General features: G+C 63.6%; 16 protein-coding genes. 14 read left to right on the forward strand and 2 right to left on the reverse strand.

Annotated features, from left to right (window positions below):
• Nucleotides 1–20: 20 nt before the first annotated feature.
• The 14 genes from N436_RS08740 (at nucleotide 21) to N436_RS08805 (ending at nucleotide 14,412) form a co-directional block, all read left to right on the forward strand.
• Nucleotides 21–458, forward strand: a complete 438-nt coding sequence (locus tag N436_RS08740) for an NfeD family protein (protein ID WP_104833875.1) — start codon at nucleotides 21–23, stop codon at nucleotides 456–458.
• 26 nt (nucleotides 459–484) lie between these two features.
• The gene (locus N436_RS08745) at nucleotides 485–1,339 is read left to right on the forward strand and encodes an SPFH domain-containing protein (RefSeq protein WP_016712216.1); all 855 of its coding nucleotides are present in this window, start codon (nucleotides 485–487) and stop codon (nucleotides 1,337–1,339) included.
• A 207-nt stretch (nucleotides 1,340–1,546) separates the two neighbouring features.
• Complete coding sequence (locus N436_RS08750; protein WP_105946284.1) at nucleotides 1,547–1,936, forward strand: DUF2946 domain-containing protein; 390 nt, start codon at nucleotides 1,547–1,549, stop codon at nucleotides 1,934–1,936.
• A gap of 46 nt (nucleotides 1,937–1,982) precedes the next feature.
• Nucleotides 1,983–2,468, forward strand: a complete 486-nt coding sequence (locus N436_RS08755; protein ID WP_104833873.1) for a copper chaperone PCu(A)C — start codon at nucleotides 1,983–1,985, stop codon at nucleotides 2,466–2,468.
• 22 nt (nucleotides 2,469–2,490) lie between these two features.
• Nucleotides 2,491–2,922, forward strand: a complete 432-nt coding sequence (locus N436_RS08760) for a DUF2946 domain-containing protein (RefSeq protein ID WP_110740814.1) — start codon at nucleotides 2,491–2,493, stop codon at nucleotides 2,920–2,922.
• Nucleotides 2,923–2,988: 66 nt separating this feature from the next.
• Nucleotides 2,989–5,055 carry a TonB-dependent copper receptor gene (locus N436_RS08765; RefSeq protein WP_105946286.1) on the forward strand — a complete coding sequence of 689 codons (2,067 nt, stop codon included), beginning with the start codon at nucleotides 2,989–2,991 and terminating at the stop codon, nucleotides 5,053–5,055.
• A 58-nt stretch (nucleotides 5,056–5,113) separates the two neighbouring features.
• Nucleotides 5,114–6,481 (forward strand): PepSY domain-containing protein, encoded by a 1,368-nt coding sequence (locus tag N436_RS08770; protein WP_110740815.1) that lies wholly within the window; start codon nucleotides 5,114–5,116, stop codon nucleotides 6,479–6,481.
• Nucleotides 6,482–6,648: 167 nt separating this feature from the next.
• A complete protein-coding gene (gene cycA / locus N436_RS08775; RefSeq protein ID WP_105946288.1) occupies nucleotides 6,649–8,055 on the forward strand; it encodes a D-serine/D-alanine/glycine transporter in 1,407 nt (468 codons plus the stop codon).
• 284 nt (nucleotides 8,056–8,339) lie between these two features.
• Nucleotides 8,340–9,605: an urea ABC transporter substrate-binding protein gene (urtA, locus tag N436_RS08780; RefSeq protein WP_110740816.1), complete on the forward strand. Its 1,266-nt coding sequence runs from the start codon at nucleotides 8,340–8,342 to the stop codon at nucleotides 9,603–9,605.
• A gap of 88 nt (nucleotides 9,606–9,693) precedes the next feature.
• A complete protein-coding gene (gene urtB, locus N436_RS08785) occupies nucleotides 9,694–11,214 on the forward strand; it encodes an urea ABC transporter permease subunit UrtB (protein ID WP_371920896.1) in 1,521 nt (506 codons plus the stop codon).
• Nucleotides 11,214–12,293: an urea ABC transporter permease subunit UrtC gene (gene urtC / locus N436_RS08790; RefSeq protein WP_110740818.1), complete on the forward strand. Its 1,080-nt coding sequence runs from the start codon at nucleotides 11,214–11,216 to the stop codon at nucleotides 12,291–12,293. Before urtB ends, urtC begins: the two co-directional genes overlap by 1 nt.
• Complete coding sequence (gene urtD, locus N436_RS08795) at nucleotides 12,290–13,147, forward strand: urea ABC transporter ATP-binding protein UrtD (RefSeq protein WP_177410875.1); 858 nt, start codon at nucleotides 12,290–12,292, stop codon at nucleotides 13,145–13,147. Before urtC ends, urtD begins: the two co-directional genes overlap by 4 nt.
• Before the next feature lie 19 nt (nucleotides 13,148–13,166).
• Nucleotides 13,167–13,865, forward strand: coding sequence for an urea ABC transporter ATP-binding subunit UrtE (urtE, locus tag N436_RS08800; RefSeq protein ID WP_105946291.1), 699 nt, complete (start codon nucleotides 13,167–13,169; stop codon nucleotides 13,863–13,865).
• 31 nt (nucleotides 13,866–13,896) lie between these two features.
• Nucleotides 13,897–14,412 (forward strand): GNAT family N-acetyltransferase, encoded by a 516-nt coding sequence (locus tag N436_RS08805; protein WP_110740819.1) that lies wholly within the window; start codon nucleotides 13,897–13,899, stop codon nucleotides 14,410–14,412.
• 64 nt (nucleotides 14,413–14,476) lie between these two features.
• Here the strand turns inward: N436_RS08805 and N436_RS08810 are convergent, their stop codons facing one another.
• Together N436_RS08810 and cbpA are read right to left on the reverse strand one after the other, a co-directional pair.
• Nucleotides 14,477–14,782, reverse strand: a complete 306-nt coding sequence (locus N436_RS08810; RefSeq protein ID WP_110740820.1) for a chaperone modulator CbpM — start codon at nucleotides 14,780–14,782, stop codon at nucleotides 14,477–14,479.
• A gap of 2 nt (nucleotides 14,783–14,784) precedes the next feature.
• A complete protein-coding gene (cbpA, locus tag N436_RS08815; RefSeq protein ID WP_110740821.1) occupies nucleotides 14,785–15,741 on the reverse strand; it encodes a curved DNA-binding protein in 957 nt (318 codons plus the stop codon).
• Nucleotides 15,742–15,859: the final 118 nt, after the last annotated feature.

Consider the following 15,859-nt stretch of genomic DNA (forward strand, 5'->3'; position numbering starts at 1 on the left):
CCCTGGAAGGTTTCACCCATATGGAAATGCAATGGTGGATCTGGCTGGTCTTCGGCATCGCGCTGATCCTGCTTGAACTGGTCCTGCCGACGTTCTTCATCCTCTGGTTCGGCATCGGTGCCGTGCTGGTCTCGCTCATCTCGCTGGCCGCCCCCAGCCTGCAACTGGACATGCAGGTACTGCTGTGGGTATTGCTGTCGTCGGTCACCACCGCGTGTTGGTTCAAGCTGTTCCGGCGCAAGCAACCAGATGTGCGCTGGACCGCCGACAGCGTGATCGGTGAAGTGGGCTTGCTGACTGCCGGCGTTTCGGAATTCCAGAAAGGCCGCGTACGCTTCCAGAAGCCGATTCTGGGTAACGAAGAATGGACCTGCATCGCCGACAGCGAGATCCCTGCCGGCGAGCGGGTGCGCCTTACCGCCATCGAGGGGAACACCGCCCGTGTCATCCGGGCCTGAACCTGCACTAAAAGGAATTTCGCATCATGACCAGCCTTATCGTCGTCGCGGCCATCGCCCTGTTCGTCCTGATCACCGTGTTCAAGGGGGTGCGTATCGTGCCCCAGGGCGAGGAATGGATCGTTGAACGCCTGGGCCGCTACCACAGCACGCTCAAGCCCGGCCTGAACATCCTCATCCCCTACATGGATGTGGTCGCCTACCGCCTGCCGACCAAAGACATCATCCTCGATGTGCAGCAACAGGAAATCATCACCAAGGACAACGCAGTCATCGTCGCCAACGCGCTGTGCTTCGCCAAGGTGGTCGACCCGCAGAAGGCCTCCTACGGCGTGCAGAACTTCTCGTTCGCCGTCACCAGCCTGACCATGACCTCGCTGCGTGCCATCGTCGGTGCCATGGACCTGGACGAAGCCTTGTCCAGCCGCGAGCAGATCAAGGCACGTTTGCGCGATGCGATGTCCGAGCAAACCGAAGACTGGGGCGTGACCGTACGCTCGGTGGAAATCCAGGACATCAAGCCTTCGGAAAACATGCAACTGGCCATGGAGCGCCAGGCTGCAGCCGAGCGTGAGCGCAAGGCCGATGTAACCCGTGCCGAAGGGGCCAAGCAGGCCGCAATCCTTGAGGCGGAAGCACGCCTGCAAGCGGCCAGGCTGGATGCCGAGGCGCAGATCAGCCTGGCCGAGGCCTCGGCGCGGGCGATCTCGCTGGTGAAGGAAGCGGTGGGCAACGAGACCGTGCCGGCCATGTACCTGCTGGGCGAGCGCTATGTCGGGGCCATGGAGAACCTGGCGGGCAGCAGCAATGCCAAGGTGGTGGTGCTGCCGGCGGACCTGCAAGAGACCGTGCGTGGGTTGATGGGCCGCAACAAGGCCTGAGATTGATTTAACCTTCTTCGCGGGCACGCCCGCTCCCACAGGATAACCAACAGCCTTGAGAGCTGCGAGCTACCTGTGGGAGCGGGCGTGCCCGCGAAGCAGACGACACCGCTTCAACTGCCTAACTGCGTCACTTCACCGCACCCCGCCATTTTTACCTATACTCCGCCTTACAATACCCACCACGATTCCTGACCGGATCTCTCCATGCCCCCACGTCGGCACATTGCCTGGATAGCCTGCCTTGCAGTGCTGTTCAACCTGCTGGCCATGCCGCTGTCTTCTGCTGCGCCCAAGGGCCCGGCCGAGCAGCTGCTGTGGGGGGCTTTCTGTTCCAGCATGGCCAACAAGGCCAAAGTCGACGTCCAGGCCCTGGCCAAGATCGACCTCGGCACGCAAAACGACGACAGCGCCAGCATGATGAACTGCTGGTGCTGCTCGGGCGCCGCACCGCTGCTCGCCCTGCCCGGCTACCCGCCACAGTTGCACAACCCGCCCACACTGCTCGCCGGGCTGTTGTCGCCACCAGCTGACTACCAACCCACGCCGCGCCAACTTTGGCCTGCGCTCAACCCCCGTGCCTCTCCGCTGGCCTGAGTTCATCACGCTGTCTGCCTGAACCTGAACAGAACGGAGATTCACCATGCTCAAGCACGCCCTCGTCATGGCCGCCCTGCTGCTGCCTGGCGCCTTTGCCAATGCCCACGAATACAGCGTGGGTGACCTGCACATCGCCCACCCCTGGTCGCTGCAGTTACCACCCAACGCGCCAAACGTCGCCGCGTATTTCGTGGTGCACAACAACGGCAAGGCCGACGACCGCCTGCTCAGCGTCGACAGCCCCATCACGAATGATGCACAACTGCACGAGCATGCCATGAGCGCCAGCGGCGCCATGAAGATGCAGCAGGTGCCCAACGTGGTGGTACCTGCCGGCAAGGACCTGACCTTCGCCCCCAGCGCCTACCACGTGATGCTGATGCAGCCCAAGGACCGCAGCCTGCTCACCGACGGCAAGCGCTTCCCGTTGACCCTGCACTTCGAAAAAGCCGGCGACATCACTGTTGAAGTGGCCGTGCAGAAGCAGGCGCCAGCGGACCAGCCGCAAGCCCACGAACACGCACACTGACACCTGCTGACAGGCACTCGCCATGAGCCTGCCGCGCAACAGCATCAGCCGTACCACCCGCCCTGACCGCAGGCGCGCCGGTGGCGGATGGCTGAGCCTGTTCGCCATGTGGATGATCTTCATCGGCCCGCTGATTTCCCAGTCGATGCCGATGGACCACCATGCCGGCATGAGCATGCCGATGGACATGCCGATGACGGCTGCCCATCAGCATGGCGGCGACACCCATCACGGCCACGGCAACGATGGCCAGCTGCATGTGATGTGGGAAAAGTGCGGTTACTGCAGCCTGTTGTTCAACTGCCCGGCCCTGCCCCAGGCCCTCAGCCCGCTCAGTGCCGGCAGTGTCGTCCCCACCACCCACCTGCTTGCGCCAACGCACCAGGGCCATGCCCGGCAGGCTGTATTCCCCGGTGCGCGCAGCCGCGCCCCACCTTCCTCGATCAGCGTCTGAACCCACATTTTGCGCACGAAGCCAGGAGGCTTCGCGCTAACTCATGACTGATCGACTGGAATCATTATGTCCGGCTGCACCCCTGTTTTTGCCTTGTCCCTGCGTGGGACCATCGCCGCCCTGTGCGGCTCGCTGCTCGCGCCCGTGGCCCTGGCCGCCGACCCTGGCCATGAAGGCCATGTGCACGAAGCACCCGAGCTGAGCCCGACGGTAATCACCGCCGTGGCCCCGAGTTCGCCGCTGACCGTGGTCACCAACCCGAAAGACCCGCGCCAGCCCGTACCGGCCAGCGACGGCGCCGACTACCTGAAGACCATCCCCGGCTTCTCGGCAATCCGTGCCGGTGGCACCAACGGCGACCCGGTACTGCGCGGCATGTTCGGCTCGCGCCTGAACATTCTCACCAACGGTGGCCTGATGCTGGGCGCCTGCCCTAACCGCATGGACGCGCCCACGTCCTACATCTCGCCGGAAACCTACGACCGCCTGACCGTGATCAAAGGCCCGCAAAGCGTGATCTGGGGCCCGGGCGGCTCGGCAGGCACCATCCTTTTCGAACGCGAACCGGAGAAGTTCGGCACCCTCGGCAGCCGGGTAAACGCCAGCCTGCTGGCCGGCTCCAACGGCCGCTTCGACAAAGTGCTGGATGCTGCCGCCGGCAACAGCCAGGCCTACGCCCGCTTCGTCGGTAACCAGTCTCGCTCGGACGACTACCACGACGGCAACAACGACACCGTGCCGTCGCGCTGGGAAAAATGGAACGGCGATGTCGCCCTCGGCTGGACGCCCGACCAGGACACCCTGCTGGAGCTGACTGCCGGCAAGGGCGATGGCGAGGCCCGCTATGCCGGGCGCGGTATGGACGGCTCGCAGTTCAAGCGCGAAAGCCTGGGCCTGCGCTTTGAAAAGTCCAACCTCGGCGAAGTGCTCGACAAGGTCGAGGCGCAGGTCTACTACAACTACGCCGACCATGTGATGGACAACTACAGCCTGCGTACCCCATCGGGCAGCGGCATGATGGGCATGCCGATGGTCAGCAACGTCGACCGTCGCACCATGGGTGCACGTATCAAGGCCACCTGGCGCTGGGCCGACGTGCAACTGATCAGCGGCATCGACGCGCAAACCAACGAACACCGCCAGCGTGGCGGCATGGGCGTGGATGCGCACAAGGGCCAGGCCTGGACCAAGGACGCCGATTTCCATAACTACGGTGCTTTCAGCGAACTGACCTGGTACGTCAGCGGTGAAGACCGGCTGATTACCGGTGCCCGCCTGGACCGCGCCTCAGCCCGTGACTTCCGCAAAGGCAGCGCCACCGAGGGCGACACTCGCGCCGACACCCTGCCCAGCGGCTTCGTCCGTTATGAGCACGACCTGGCAGCCATTCCGGCCACCACCTACATCGGCCTCGGCCACGCCCAGCGCTTCCCCGACTACTGGGAGCTGTTCTCGCCCAAGCTGGCACCACCCGGGGCGGCCAACGCCTTTGACGGTATCAAGCCGGAGAAAACCACCCAGCTCGACTTCGGCATCCAGTACCGCACCGAGCGCCTGGAAGCCTGGGCTTCGGGCTATGTCGGGCAGATCCGCGACTACATCCTGTTCGACTACCGCACCGGCATGATGGGCATGAGCACCTCCCAGGCACAGAACATCGACGCCCGCATCATGGGCGGCGAACTGGGCGCGGCCTACCAGCTGACCGAAAACTGGAAGGCCGACGGCACGCTGGCCTACGCTTGGGGCAAGAACAGCAGTGATGGCAAAGCGCTACCGCAAATGCCACCCCTGGAGAGCCGCCTGGGCCTGACCTACAGCCGTGATGTGTGGAGCGTCGGTGCACTGTGGCGGTTGGTGGCGGCGCAAAACCGCATTGCCGAGAACCAGGGCAACGTGGTCGGCAAGGACTACGACAAGAGCGCCGGCTTCGGCGTGTTCTCGCTCAATGGCGCCTACAAGGTGAACAACAACCTCAAGCTCAGCGCGGGGGTCGACAACCTGTTCGACAAAACCTACGCCGAGCACTTGAACCTGGCCGGGAACGCCGGGTTCGGCTACCCGGCTACAGATCCACAGCCGGTCAATGAGCCAGGCAGGACCTTCTGGACCAAGGTCGATTTCAGCTTCTGATAACAACAACGGGCGCAACTTCGGTTGCGCCCATCAGCTGGTCACACAGGAGGTTCCCATGAGAGGAACACGCATCAATTTCTATAACCTGGCCTGGCGTTGGCATTTCTATGCGGGGCTGTTCGTGGCCCCGTTCATGATCCTGCTGGCAATCACCGGGATCATCTACCTGTTCAAGCCGCAGCTTGACCCGCTGCTATACCGCGACCTGATGGTGGTCGAAGCCGGCCACCATCGACAGAGCGCCGACCTGATGCTGGCCGAAGTGCGCCAGGCCTACCCCAAGGCCCACGTCGGCCAGTACCTGCCGCCGCTGAACGCCGAGCGCAGTGCGCAGTTCGTGGTGCATGACGGCGGGCGTGAACTGAATGTGTTTGTCGACCCGTACAGCGGCAAGGTCCTCGGCGAGCAGGACGGCAAGCAAAACCTGCAGGCCATCGCCCGCGCCCTGCATGGCGAACTGATGGTCGGCACGGTCGGTGACCGCCTGGTGGAGCTGGCGGCCGGCTGGGGCATCGTGCTGGTGGTGTCGGGCCTGTATTTGTGGTGGCCGCGCGGGCGCAACGGTGCCGGCGTGCTATGGCCACGGCTGTCGTCACGCGGCAGGCTGTTGTGGCGCGACCTGCATGCGGTAACCGGCTTCTGGGGCTCGGCCTTGCTGTTGCTGATGCTGGTCAGCGGCATGACCTGGACCGGCTTGTGGGGCAAGCAGTACGCCGATGTGTGGAACCGCTTCCCGGCGGCCATGTGGAACGACGTACCCAAGTCGGACCAGCAGGCGGGTGAATTGAACAGTGCGCACCGCCAGACCGTACCCTGGGCGATGGAGAACACGCCGATGCCGCAGTCCGGCGCGCACGCCGAACACGCCGGGCACAGCATGATGTCGGACATGCCCGCAGCACCCCAGGTGAGCGTGCAGCAGGTCGAAGACATCGCCACAGCCCGCCAGGTCGAGCCGGGCTACAGCATCACCCTGCCGACCACGGCAGACGGCGTGTTCACCATTGCCGTGTTCGCCGACGACCCGCGCAACGACGCCACCCTGCATGTCGACCAATACACCGGCAAGGTCCTGGCCGATGTGCGCTGGCAGGACTACAGCCCGGTCGCCCGCGCCACCGAGCTGGGGGTAATGCTGCACGAAGGCAAGATGTTCGGGGCGCTCAACCAGATCATCATCCTGCTGGTGTGCCTGATGATCCTGCTGGGCTCGGTGAGCGGCCTGGTGATGTGGTGGAAGCGCCGGCCAACGGGTGGACTGGGCGTACCGCCGCTGCGCCATGACCTGCCGCGCTGGAAGGCGGCGGTGGGGGTGATGCTCGTGCTGGGGGTGATGTTCCCGCTGGTGGGGGTGTCGATGGTGGTGATGTGGGTTGTCGATAGCTTTGTAGTAAGGCGGCGCCGGGAGCTGGTCAACGCCTGATACCTGCACTGGCCTCTTCGCGGGCATGCCCGCGAAGAGTCCGGTACAGGTGTCGAACTACTCCTACGAAACGCAGGCTGCTATCCGAAAATCGTGTCGATCTGTCGCGATCTCGAATCGGAACGCACGTGTTAGCCTAGCCGGCGACTTTCAAGGGAATGCAGCTTATGACCGCAACTTCACCCACACCACCAGAAGAGCAACACCTGCAACGCAACCTCACCAACCGCCACATCCAGTTGATCGCCATCGGCGGCGCGATCGGTACCGGCCTGTTCATGGGCTCGGGCAAGACCATCAGCCTGGCCGGGCCGTCGATCATCTTTGTCTACATGATCATCGGCTTCATGCTGTTCTTCGTCATGCGCGCCATGGGCGAACTGCTGCTGTCGAACCTCAACTACAAGTCGTTCATCGACTTCTCTGCAGACCTGCTCGGCCCCTGGGCCGGTTACTTCACCGGCTGGACCTACTGGTTCTGCTGGGTGGTCACCGGCATTGCCGACGTGGTGGCCATCGCGGCCTACACGCAGTTCTGGTTCCCCGACCTGCCGCAGTGGATACCGGCGCTGACCTGTGTCGGGCTGCTGCTGTCGCTGAACCTGGTCACTGTGAAAATGTTTGGCGAAATGGAATTCTGGTTCGCCCTGATCAAGATTGTCGCCATCCTCGGCCTGGTTGCCACCGGGCTGTACATGGTCATCACCGGTTTCACTTCGCCCAGCGGGCGCACGGCGCAGTTGGCCAACTTGTGGAACGATGGCGGCATGTTCCCCCACGGTTTGATGGGCTTCTTCGCCGGCTTCCAGATTGCGGTGTTCGCCTTTGTCGGCATTGAACTGGTAGGCACCACGGCCGCCGAAGCGAAGAACCCGGAGCGCACCCTGCCGCGGGCAATCAACTCGATTCCGGTACGGATCATTGTGTTCTACGTGCTGGCGCTGATCGCGATCATGGCCGTGACCCCATGGCGCGACGTGGTGCCGGGCAAGAGCCCGTTCGTCGAGCTGTTCGTGTTGGCCGGGCTGCCGGCGGCGGCCAGCATCATCAACTTCGTGGTACTGACCTCGGCGGCCTCGTCAGCCAACAGCGGCGTGTTTTCCACCAGCCGCATGCTCTTCGGCCTGAGCCAGGAAGGTGACGCACCCAAGGCCTTCGAGAAACTGTCGAGCCGCTCGGTGCCGGCCAACGGCCTGTACTTCTCCTGCACCTGCCTGCTGCTGGGGGCGGTGCTGATCTACCTGGTGCCGAACGTGATCGAGGCATTCACCCTGGTAACCACCGTTTCGGCGGTGCTGTTCATGTTCGTCTGGACGCTGATCCTGCTGTCGTACCTGAAGTACCGCAAAAACCGTGCGGCACTGCACCAGGCGTCGAAGTACAAGATGCCGGGCGGGCGCTTCATGTGCTACGTGTGTTTGGTGTTCTTCGCTTTCATCCTGGTGTTGCTGAGCCTGGAGGCAGATACGCGTTCGGCGCTGGTGGTGACGCCGATCTGGTTCGTGCTGCTGGCAGTGACCTATCAGGGTGTGCGCAGCAGACGCCACCCACGCTCGGCTGTGCGCAACGGCTGATATCGCCGGGGCTGCTTTGCAGCCCATCGCCGGCAAGCCAGCTCCCACAAGGACCATGCAATTCCTTAGGTCTGCGCTGTACCTGTGGGAGCTGGCTTGCCGGCGATGGGCCGCATAGCGGCCCCAATCTTGTGCACACAAATATCCCAGGCACCAATCTGGATCCAACCAACGCCCCAACACCTCGCACAACCCCTCTATTACGCACCTTCCGCCACTAGGCACACCCCTTGCAATACCTCTCCCCGCTTGCCCAACACATAAAAACTCAGCGGAGAGAGCACATGAAGCGTCGCAGTCTGATCAAGGCTTTTACCCTCAGCGCATCGATTGCCGCAATGGGCCTGAGCTGGAGTATCCAGGCCGCCGAGACCATCAAGGTCGGCATTCTGCATTCGCTGTCCGGGACCATGGCCATTTCCGAGACCTCGCTCAAGGATATGGCGCTGATGACCATCGAGCAGATCAACGCCAAGGGCGGGGTCAACGGCAAGATGCTCGAACCGGTCGTGGTCGACCCGGCCTCCAACTGGCCGCTGTTCGCCGAAAAGAGCCGCCAGCTGCTGACCCAGGACAAGGTCGCGGTGGTGTTCGGCTGCTGGACTTCGGTATCGCGCAAATCGGTGCTGCCAGTGTTCGAGGAGCTCAACGGCCTGCTGTTCTACCCCGTGCAATACGAGGGTGAAGAGATGTCGCCAAACGTGTTCTACACCGGCGCCGCGCCCAACCAGCAAGCGATCCCGGCCGTGGAATACCTGATGAGCGAAGACGGCGGCAGCGCCAAACGCTTCTTCCTGTTGGGCACCGACTACGTTTACCCGCGCACCACCAACAAGATCCTGCGCGCCTTCCTGCACAGCAAAGGTGTGGCCGACAAGGACATCGAAGAGGTGTACACGCCGTTCGGTCACGCCGATTACCAAACCATCGTCGCCAACATCAAGAAGTTCTCCGCTGGCGGCAAGACGGCTGTGATCTCCACGGTCAACGGCGACTCCAACGTGCCGTTCTACAAGGAACTGGCCAACCAGGGTCTGAAGGCTACCGACGTGCCGGTGGTGGCGTTCTCGGTAGGCGAAGAAGAGCTGCGCGGCATCGACACCAAGCCGCTGGTGGGCCACCTGGCCGCCTGGAACTACTTCGAGTCGGTGGATAACCCGGTGAACCAGAAGTTCGTTGCCGACTGGAAGGCCTACGCCAAGGCCAAGGGCCTGCCGGGCGCCGACAAGGCTGTAACCAACGACCCGATGGAGGCCACCTACGTAGGTATCCACATGTGGGCGCAGGCGGTGGAAAAAGCCAAGTCCACCGATGTGGACAAGGTGCGCGAAGCGCTGGCCGGGCAAACCTTCAAGGCGCCATCGGGCTTCACCCTGACCATGGACAAGACCAACCACCACCTGCACAAGCCGGTGATGATTGGCGAGATCCAGGATGACGGGCAGTTCAGCGTTGTCTGGGAGACCGAGCAGCCGCTTCGGGCGCAGCCTTGGAGCCCGTTTATTCCGGGTAACGACAAGCGCCCTGATTACGCCGTGAAAGGTAACTGAGTGCATTGGGGCTGCTTTGCAGCCCTTTCGCGGATAAATCCGCTCCTACAGGTTCAGCGCCGACCGTGTAGGAGCGGATTTATCCGCGATGAATCCACCGCCGATTTCCAGGATTACCCGCATGCTCAGACTCCTGCTCACCTTGCTCCTGCTAATACCCCTGGCATCCCAAGCCAGCGAAGGCGAATTCTTCCTCACCGCCAAGCCCGCCGAGCAAGCCCAACTGCTCGAAAGCTGGGCGGCGCAACCCGATGCCGCACGCCTGCCACTGCTCGAAAACCTGCGCCAAGGCCGCATCGCCGCTGACGACACCCGCAAAGTACGCCTGAACAACCGCCTGCGTGGCCTGATCGACAACGCCCTGGCCAGCCACCAGCTGCTCAGCGACAACAGCGACACCCGCCTGGCCGCCGCCCAGCAACTGCAAAAAAGCGCACAACCCGCGCAAATGGCCTTCCTCGACCGGCGCTTCGCCAGCGAACCCGACGCCGCCGTGCATGCCGCCCTCGGCCTGGCCCTGGCCAACCTGCAACTGGGCGCCAGCGAGCCGGCAGTGCGCCTGGCCGCCGTGCGCCTGCTGGGCGAAACCGGTGACCCGCTGGCCCGCACCCGCCTCGAAGCCCTGCTACAGCCCGATGCAGAAAGCGACCCAGGGGTGCGCACCGCTGCCGAAACCAGCCTGGCCCAGGTCAAGCGCAAGCTGCTGGTCGGCGAGCTGCTCGGCCAGGCGTTCAGCGGCCTGTCGCTGGGCTCGATCCTGCTGCTGGCCGCGCTTGGTCTGGCCATCACCTTTGGGCTGCTGGGTGTGATCAACATGGCCCACGGTGAAATGCTGATGTTGGGCGCCTACAGCACCTACATGGTCCAGGTGCTGGTGCAACGCTACGCCCCGGGCGCCATCGAGTTTTACCCGCTGATTGCCCTGCCGGTGGCCTTCGCCATCAGCGCCGGGGTCGGCATGGCACTGGAGCGCGCGGTCATCCGCCACCTCTACGGCCGCCCATTGGAAACGCTGCTGGCCACCTGGGGCATCAGCCTGATCCTGATCCAGGCCATCCGCCTGCTGTTCGGCGCGCAAAACGTCGAGGTGAGCAACCCGGCCTGGCTATCGGGGGGCATCCAGCTGCTGCCCAACCTGGTGCTGCCGTACAACCGCCTGGTCATTATCGGCTTCGCCCTGGCCGTGGTGCTGCTCACCTGGCTGCTGCTCAACCGCACGCGGCTGGGCCTGAATGTGCGCGCTGTCACCCAGAACCGCAACATGGCCGCCTGCTGCGGCGTGTCCACCGGGCGCGTCGACATGCTCGCCTTCGGCCTGGGCTCTGGCATTGCCGGGCTCGGCGGCGTGGCCTTGAGCCAGGTCGGCAACGTGGGCCCGGACCTGGGCCAGAGCTACATCATCGATTCGTTCCTGGTGGTGGTGCTGGGCGGCGTCGGCCAACTGGCCGGCAGCCTCTGGGCGGCCTTCGGCCTTGGCATCGCCAACAAGCTGCTGGAGCCGCAGATCGGTGCCGTGCTCGGCAAGATCCTCATCCTTGCGTTGATCATTCTGTTCATCCAGAAACGCCCGCAAGGCCTGTTCGCCCTCAAGGGACGGGTAATCGACTGATGAACCAGCCACTGCTTGTCACCGCTACGCAAAAGGCCGGACCACGCCTGACGCTGGCCGTCGGCGCCCTTGTCGTCCTGCTGCTGGTCGCCCTGCCGCTGTTGTCACTGCTGCCGGCGGACCATGCCCTGCAAGTGTCGGCCTACACCCTGACCCTGGTCGGCAAAATCCTTTGCTACGCCATCGTCGCCCTGGCCCTTGACCTGGTCTGGGGCTACGCCGGATTGCTGTCGCTGGGCCACGGCCTGTTCTTCGCCCTGGGCGGCTACGCCATGGGCATGTACCTGATGCGCCAGGCGGCCGGTGACGGCCTGCCGGGGTTCATGACCTTCCTGTCGTGGACCGAGCTGCCGTGGTACTGGGCCGGCACCCAGCATTTCGCCTGGGCCCTGTGCCTGGTGGTGCTGGCGCCGGGGTTGCTGGCGCTGGTGTTCGGCTGGTTTGCCTTCCGCTCGCGAATCAAGGGCGTGTACTTCTCGATCATGACCCAGGCCCTGACGTTCGCCGGCATGCTGTTGTTCTTCCGCAACGAGACCGGCTTCGGCGGTAATAACGGCTTCACCAACTTCCGCACCATCCTCGGCTTCGACATCACTGCGCAAGGCACCCGGGCCGTGCTGTTCCTGCTCACCGTCGGTTTGCTGCTGGCCAGCCTGTACCTGTGCTGGCGCCTGACCCGCAGCAAATTCGGCCGCCTGCTCACCGCCGTGCGCGATGCCGAAAACCGCCTGATGTTCTGCGGCTACGACCCGCGTGGCTTCAAGCTGCTGGTGTGGGTGCTGAGCGCTGTGCTGTGCGGCCTGGCGGGTGCGCTGTACGTGCCACAGGTGGGCATCATCAACCCCAGCGAGATGTCACCGACCAACTCCATCGAAGCCGCCGTGTGGGTGGCCCTGGGCGGGCGTGGCACGCTGATCGGCCCGTTGCTCGGTGCCGGCCTGGTCAATGGCATGAAAAGCTGGTTCACCGTGGCCTTCCCGGAGTTCTGGCTGTTCTTCCTCGGCGCACTGTTCATCCTTGTCACCCTGTACCTGCCCAAGGGCGTGGTCGGCCTGTTGAAGAAAAGGAGCCAGCCATGAGAGGCGTGCCCCCGGTCCACCCGGAATTCATGCTGGAACCTGTGTTCGACAACCTCGGCGCAGGGCGTGATGCCATCGGCCTGGGCCAGAGCCGCAGGGCCGGCCTGGATACCCGCCACGGCACGGTGCTGAGCCTTGAGGACATCAGCGTCAGCTTCGATGGCTTCAAGGCACTCAACGCGCTGAACCTGTACATCGGCGTGGGCGAACTGCGTTGCATCATCGGCCCCAACGGCGCCGGCAAGACCACGATGATGGACGTGATCACCGGCAAGACCCGCCCCGACACCGGCAGCGCCTATTTTGGCGACACCCTCGACCTGACCCGCATGAGCGAATACCAGATCGCCCAGGCCGGCATTGGCCGCAAGTTCCAGAAGCCCACCGTGTTCGAGGCGCTGACCGTGTTCGAAAACCTGGAACTGGCGCTGAAGACCGACAAGTCGGTGTGGGCCAGCCTGGCGGCGCGCTTGGGCGGTGAGCAGCGCCAGCGCATCGAAGAGGTGCTGACCACCTTGCGTCTGCTGCCCCAGGCTCAGCGTCAGGCCGGCTTGCTGTCCCATGGGCAGAAGCAGTTCCTAGAGATTGGCATGTTGCTGGTGCAAGAGCCGCAATTGCTGCTGCTGGACGAACCGGTGGCCGGCATGACCGATGCCGAAACCGAGTTCACCGCCGAGCTGTTCAAAGGCCTGGCCGGCAAGCACTCGCTGATGGTGGTGGAGCATGACATGGGGTTTGTGGGGAGCATTGCCGACCATGTGACCGTGTTGCACCAGGGCAGTGTGCTGGCAGAGGGGTCGCTGGAGCAGGTGCAGGCGGATGAGCGGGTGGTTGAGGTGTATCTGGGCCGATGATCTATTCCAAGGACATGACATGCTGAAAATCGACACGCTGCACCAGTACTACGGCGGCAGCCACATCCTCCGGGGCCTGTCCTTCGAAGCCAAGGTCGGCGAAGTCACCTGCCTGCTGGGCCGCAATGGTGTGGGCAAGACCACCCTGCTGCGTTGCCTGATGGGCCTGGTACCCGCCCGCGATGGCAGCATCGAATGGGAAGGCAAACCCATCACCCGCCTCAAGCCCCAGCAACGGGTACATGCCGGTATCGCCTATGTACCCCAGGGCCGCGAGATCTTCCCGCGCCTCACCGTCGAGGAAAACCTGCTGATGGGCCTGTCCCGCTTCCCGGCCCGTGAAGCCCGCGAAGTCCCCGCGTTCATCTACGAGCTGTTCCCGGTACTGGAGCAGATGAAGCAACGCCGTGGCGGTGACCTGTCGGGCGGCCAGCAACAACAACTGGCCATCGGCCGCGCCCTGGCCAGCCGCCCGCGCCTGCTGATCCTCGACGAGCCGACCGAAGGCATCCAGCCCTCGGTCATCAAGGAAATCGGCGCAGTCATCCGCCGCCTGGCCGAGCGTGGTGACATGGCGATTCTGCTGGTGGAGCAGTTCTACGACTTTGCCGAAGAACTGGCCGACCAGTACCTGGTCATGGCCCGCGGTGAGATCGTTCAGCGCGGCCGTGGCGAAAACATGCAGGCCGAAGGTGTGCGTGGGCTGGTAACCATTTAATCTGCAAGCAACGACCCTGCGAGACGCTGTCATGAGTTACGAATTACGCGATGCCCTGCCTGCCGACGTGCCAGGCATCCTCGACATTTACAACGACGCCGTGCGCAACACTACGGCGATCTGGAACGAAACCCCGGTAGACCTTGCCAACCGCCAGGCCTGGTTCGATGCACGCGCGCAGCAGGGGTATCCGATCCTGGTGGCGGTGGATGAGACGGGGGTACTGGGGTATGCCTCGTTTGGCGACTGGCGGCCGTTCGAAGGGTTTCGCCTGACGGTGGAGCACTCGGTGTATGTGCGGGGTGACCAGCGTGGCAAGGGGTTGGGGCCGGTGTTGATGGCGGCGTTGGTGGAACGTGCGCGCGGTTGCGGCAAGCATGTGATGGTCGCGGCCATCGAAAGTGGCAATGCGGCGTCGGTGCGCCTGCATGAGCGGTTGGGCTTTGTGGTGACCGGGCAGATGCCGCAGGTGGGGGTGAAGTTTGGCCGGTGGCTGGATTTGACCTTCATGCAGCTGGTGTTGAACCCAGGGGCCGAACCGACCTGAAATTGATGTCGCCTGTGCTGGCCTCTTCGCGGGTTTACCCGCGAAGAGGCCGGGCCTGCAAACATTACATCTGGGTAAACCTGCCCAGCCGCTGGCGCAGCATGTTGTTCTCGCTGCGCAGCGCCTGCACCTCCTGCAACAGCTCCAGCGCCAGCGCCACCCCTTCCCACTCCAGTTCCAGCTCCTGGTGCAGCTTGGCCGCACGCCGAGTCAGCAGCGGCGCCTGATCGTCGAACAACCAGTCCTCAGGCGTTCGCCCAGAGGGTTCGACAATGCCGTGCTCGACGATTTCGATCACGCAGTCCGCCGTGACATCGGCTTCCTGACACAGGGTACGCATGTCCAGTTGAACGATCAGGGTGCTGCTCATGATCACTTACTCCATTGTGCCCTCGGGTTGAACGCGGCCTTTTCGGAAAGCTTGGCCCACAGTTCACGGGTAGATTCGTCAGAAGTCGTCGGCATGACCACCTTGAGCTGCGCGTAAAGGTTGCCGCGCTCACCCTGCTTGTTCGCCAGGCCTTTGCCCGGTACGCGCAGGCGCTGGCCGCTCTGGCTGTCGGGGCGGATGGTCAGGTTGATCTTGCCTTCCAGGGTCGGCACCGCCACCTTGGTGCCCAGTGCCGCCTCCCACGGTGCCAGCGGCACGGTGATGATCAGGTCATGGCCTTCGACATCAAACAGCGGGTGCGGTGCCATGCGGATGGTCAGGAACAGGTCGCCATTGGCCCCGCCACCGCTGCCCGTTGCGCCCTGGCCTTTGAGGCGGATACGCTCACCGTCGGTCACCCCGGCCGGGATCTTCACGTTCAGCGTCTTGGTAGTGAAGCCGGTGCGCTGGCCCATGGCATTGGTTTGCGGCACCTGGAAGCTGATCTGCTTGGACTCCTTGCTCAGGGTCTCTTCAAGGAACACCGCCAGTTCAAGCTCCACGTCCTGCCCTCGCCTGCCGGCACTGCGTTGTTGCTGACGGGCGCCACCGAAAGGGTTGCCACCCCCTCGCCCACCGAAGATCGAGCTGAAGAAGTCGGAGAAGTCGCCGCCCTCGAAGCCGCCGCCACCGCCACGGCTTTCCCAGCCCGGTGGTGCCTGGAACGGCCGGCCATGCTGGCCGCCGTACTTGCGGATTTCGTCGAACTCGGCACGTTTCTGCGCGTCGCCCAGCACTTCGTAGGCCTCGTTGGCCTCTTTGAATTTGTCCTCGGCGTCGCGCTCCTTGCTGACATCGGGGTGATACTTGCGGGCCAGCTTGCGGTACGCGGCCTTGATCGCCTTGTCGTCCGCCGTGGGCTCTACGCCGAGTATCTTGTAATAGTCTTTGAAGTCCATTTATGGATCACCAATGTAAATGTGCGTGTTGCCACTGAAGATAGGGGTCAAGCATAGCCTTTCAAGGCCGCCTTGGGTTTGCCCCATGGCAGACGACTGGTCTTGATTCTGTAGCCAA

Source organism: Pseudomonas sp. RV120224-01b (genome assembly GCF_003208145.1).
GTDB classification, from domain to species: Bacteria; Pseudomonadota; Gammaproteobacteria; order Pseudomonadales; family Pseudomonadaceae; genus Aquipseudomonas; species Aquipseudomonas monteilii.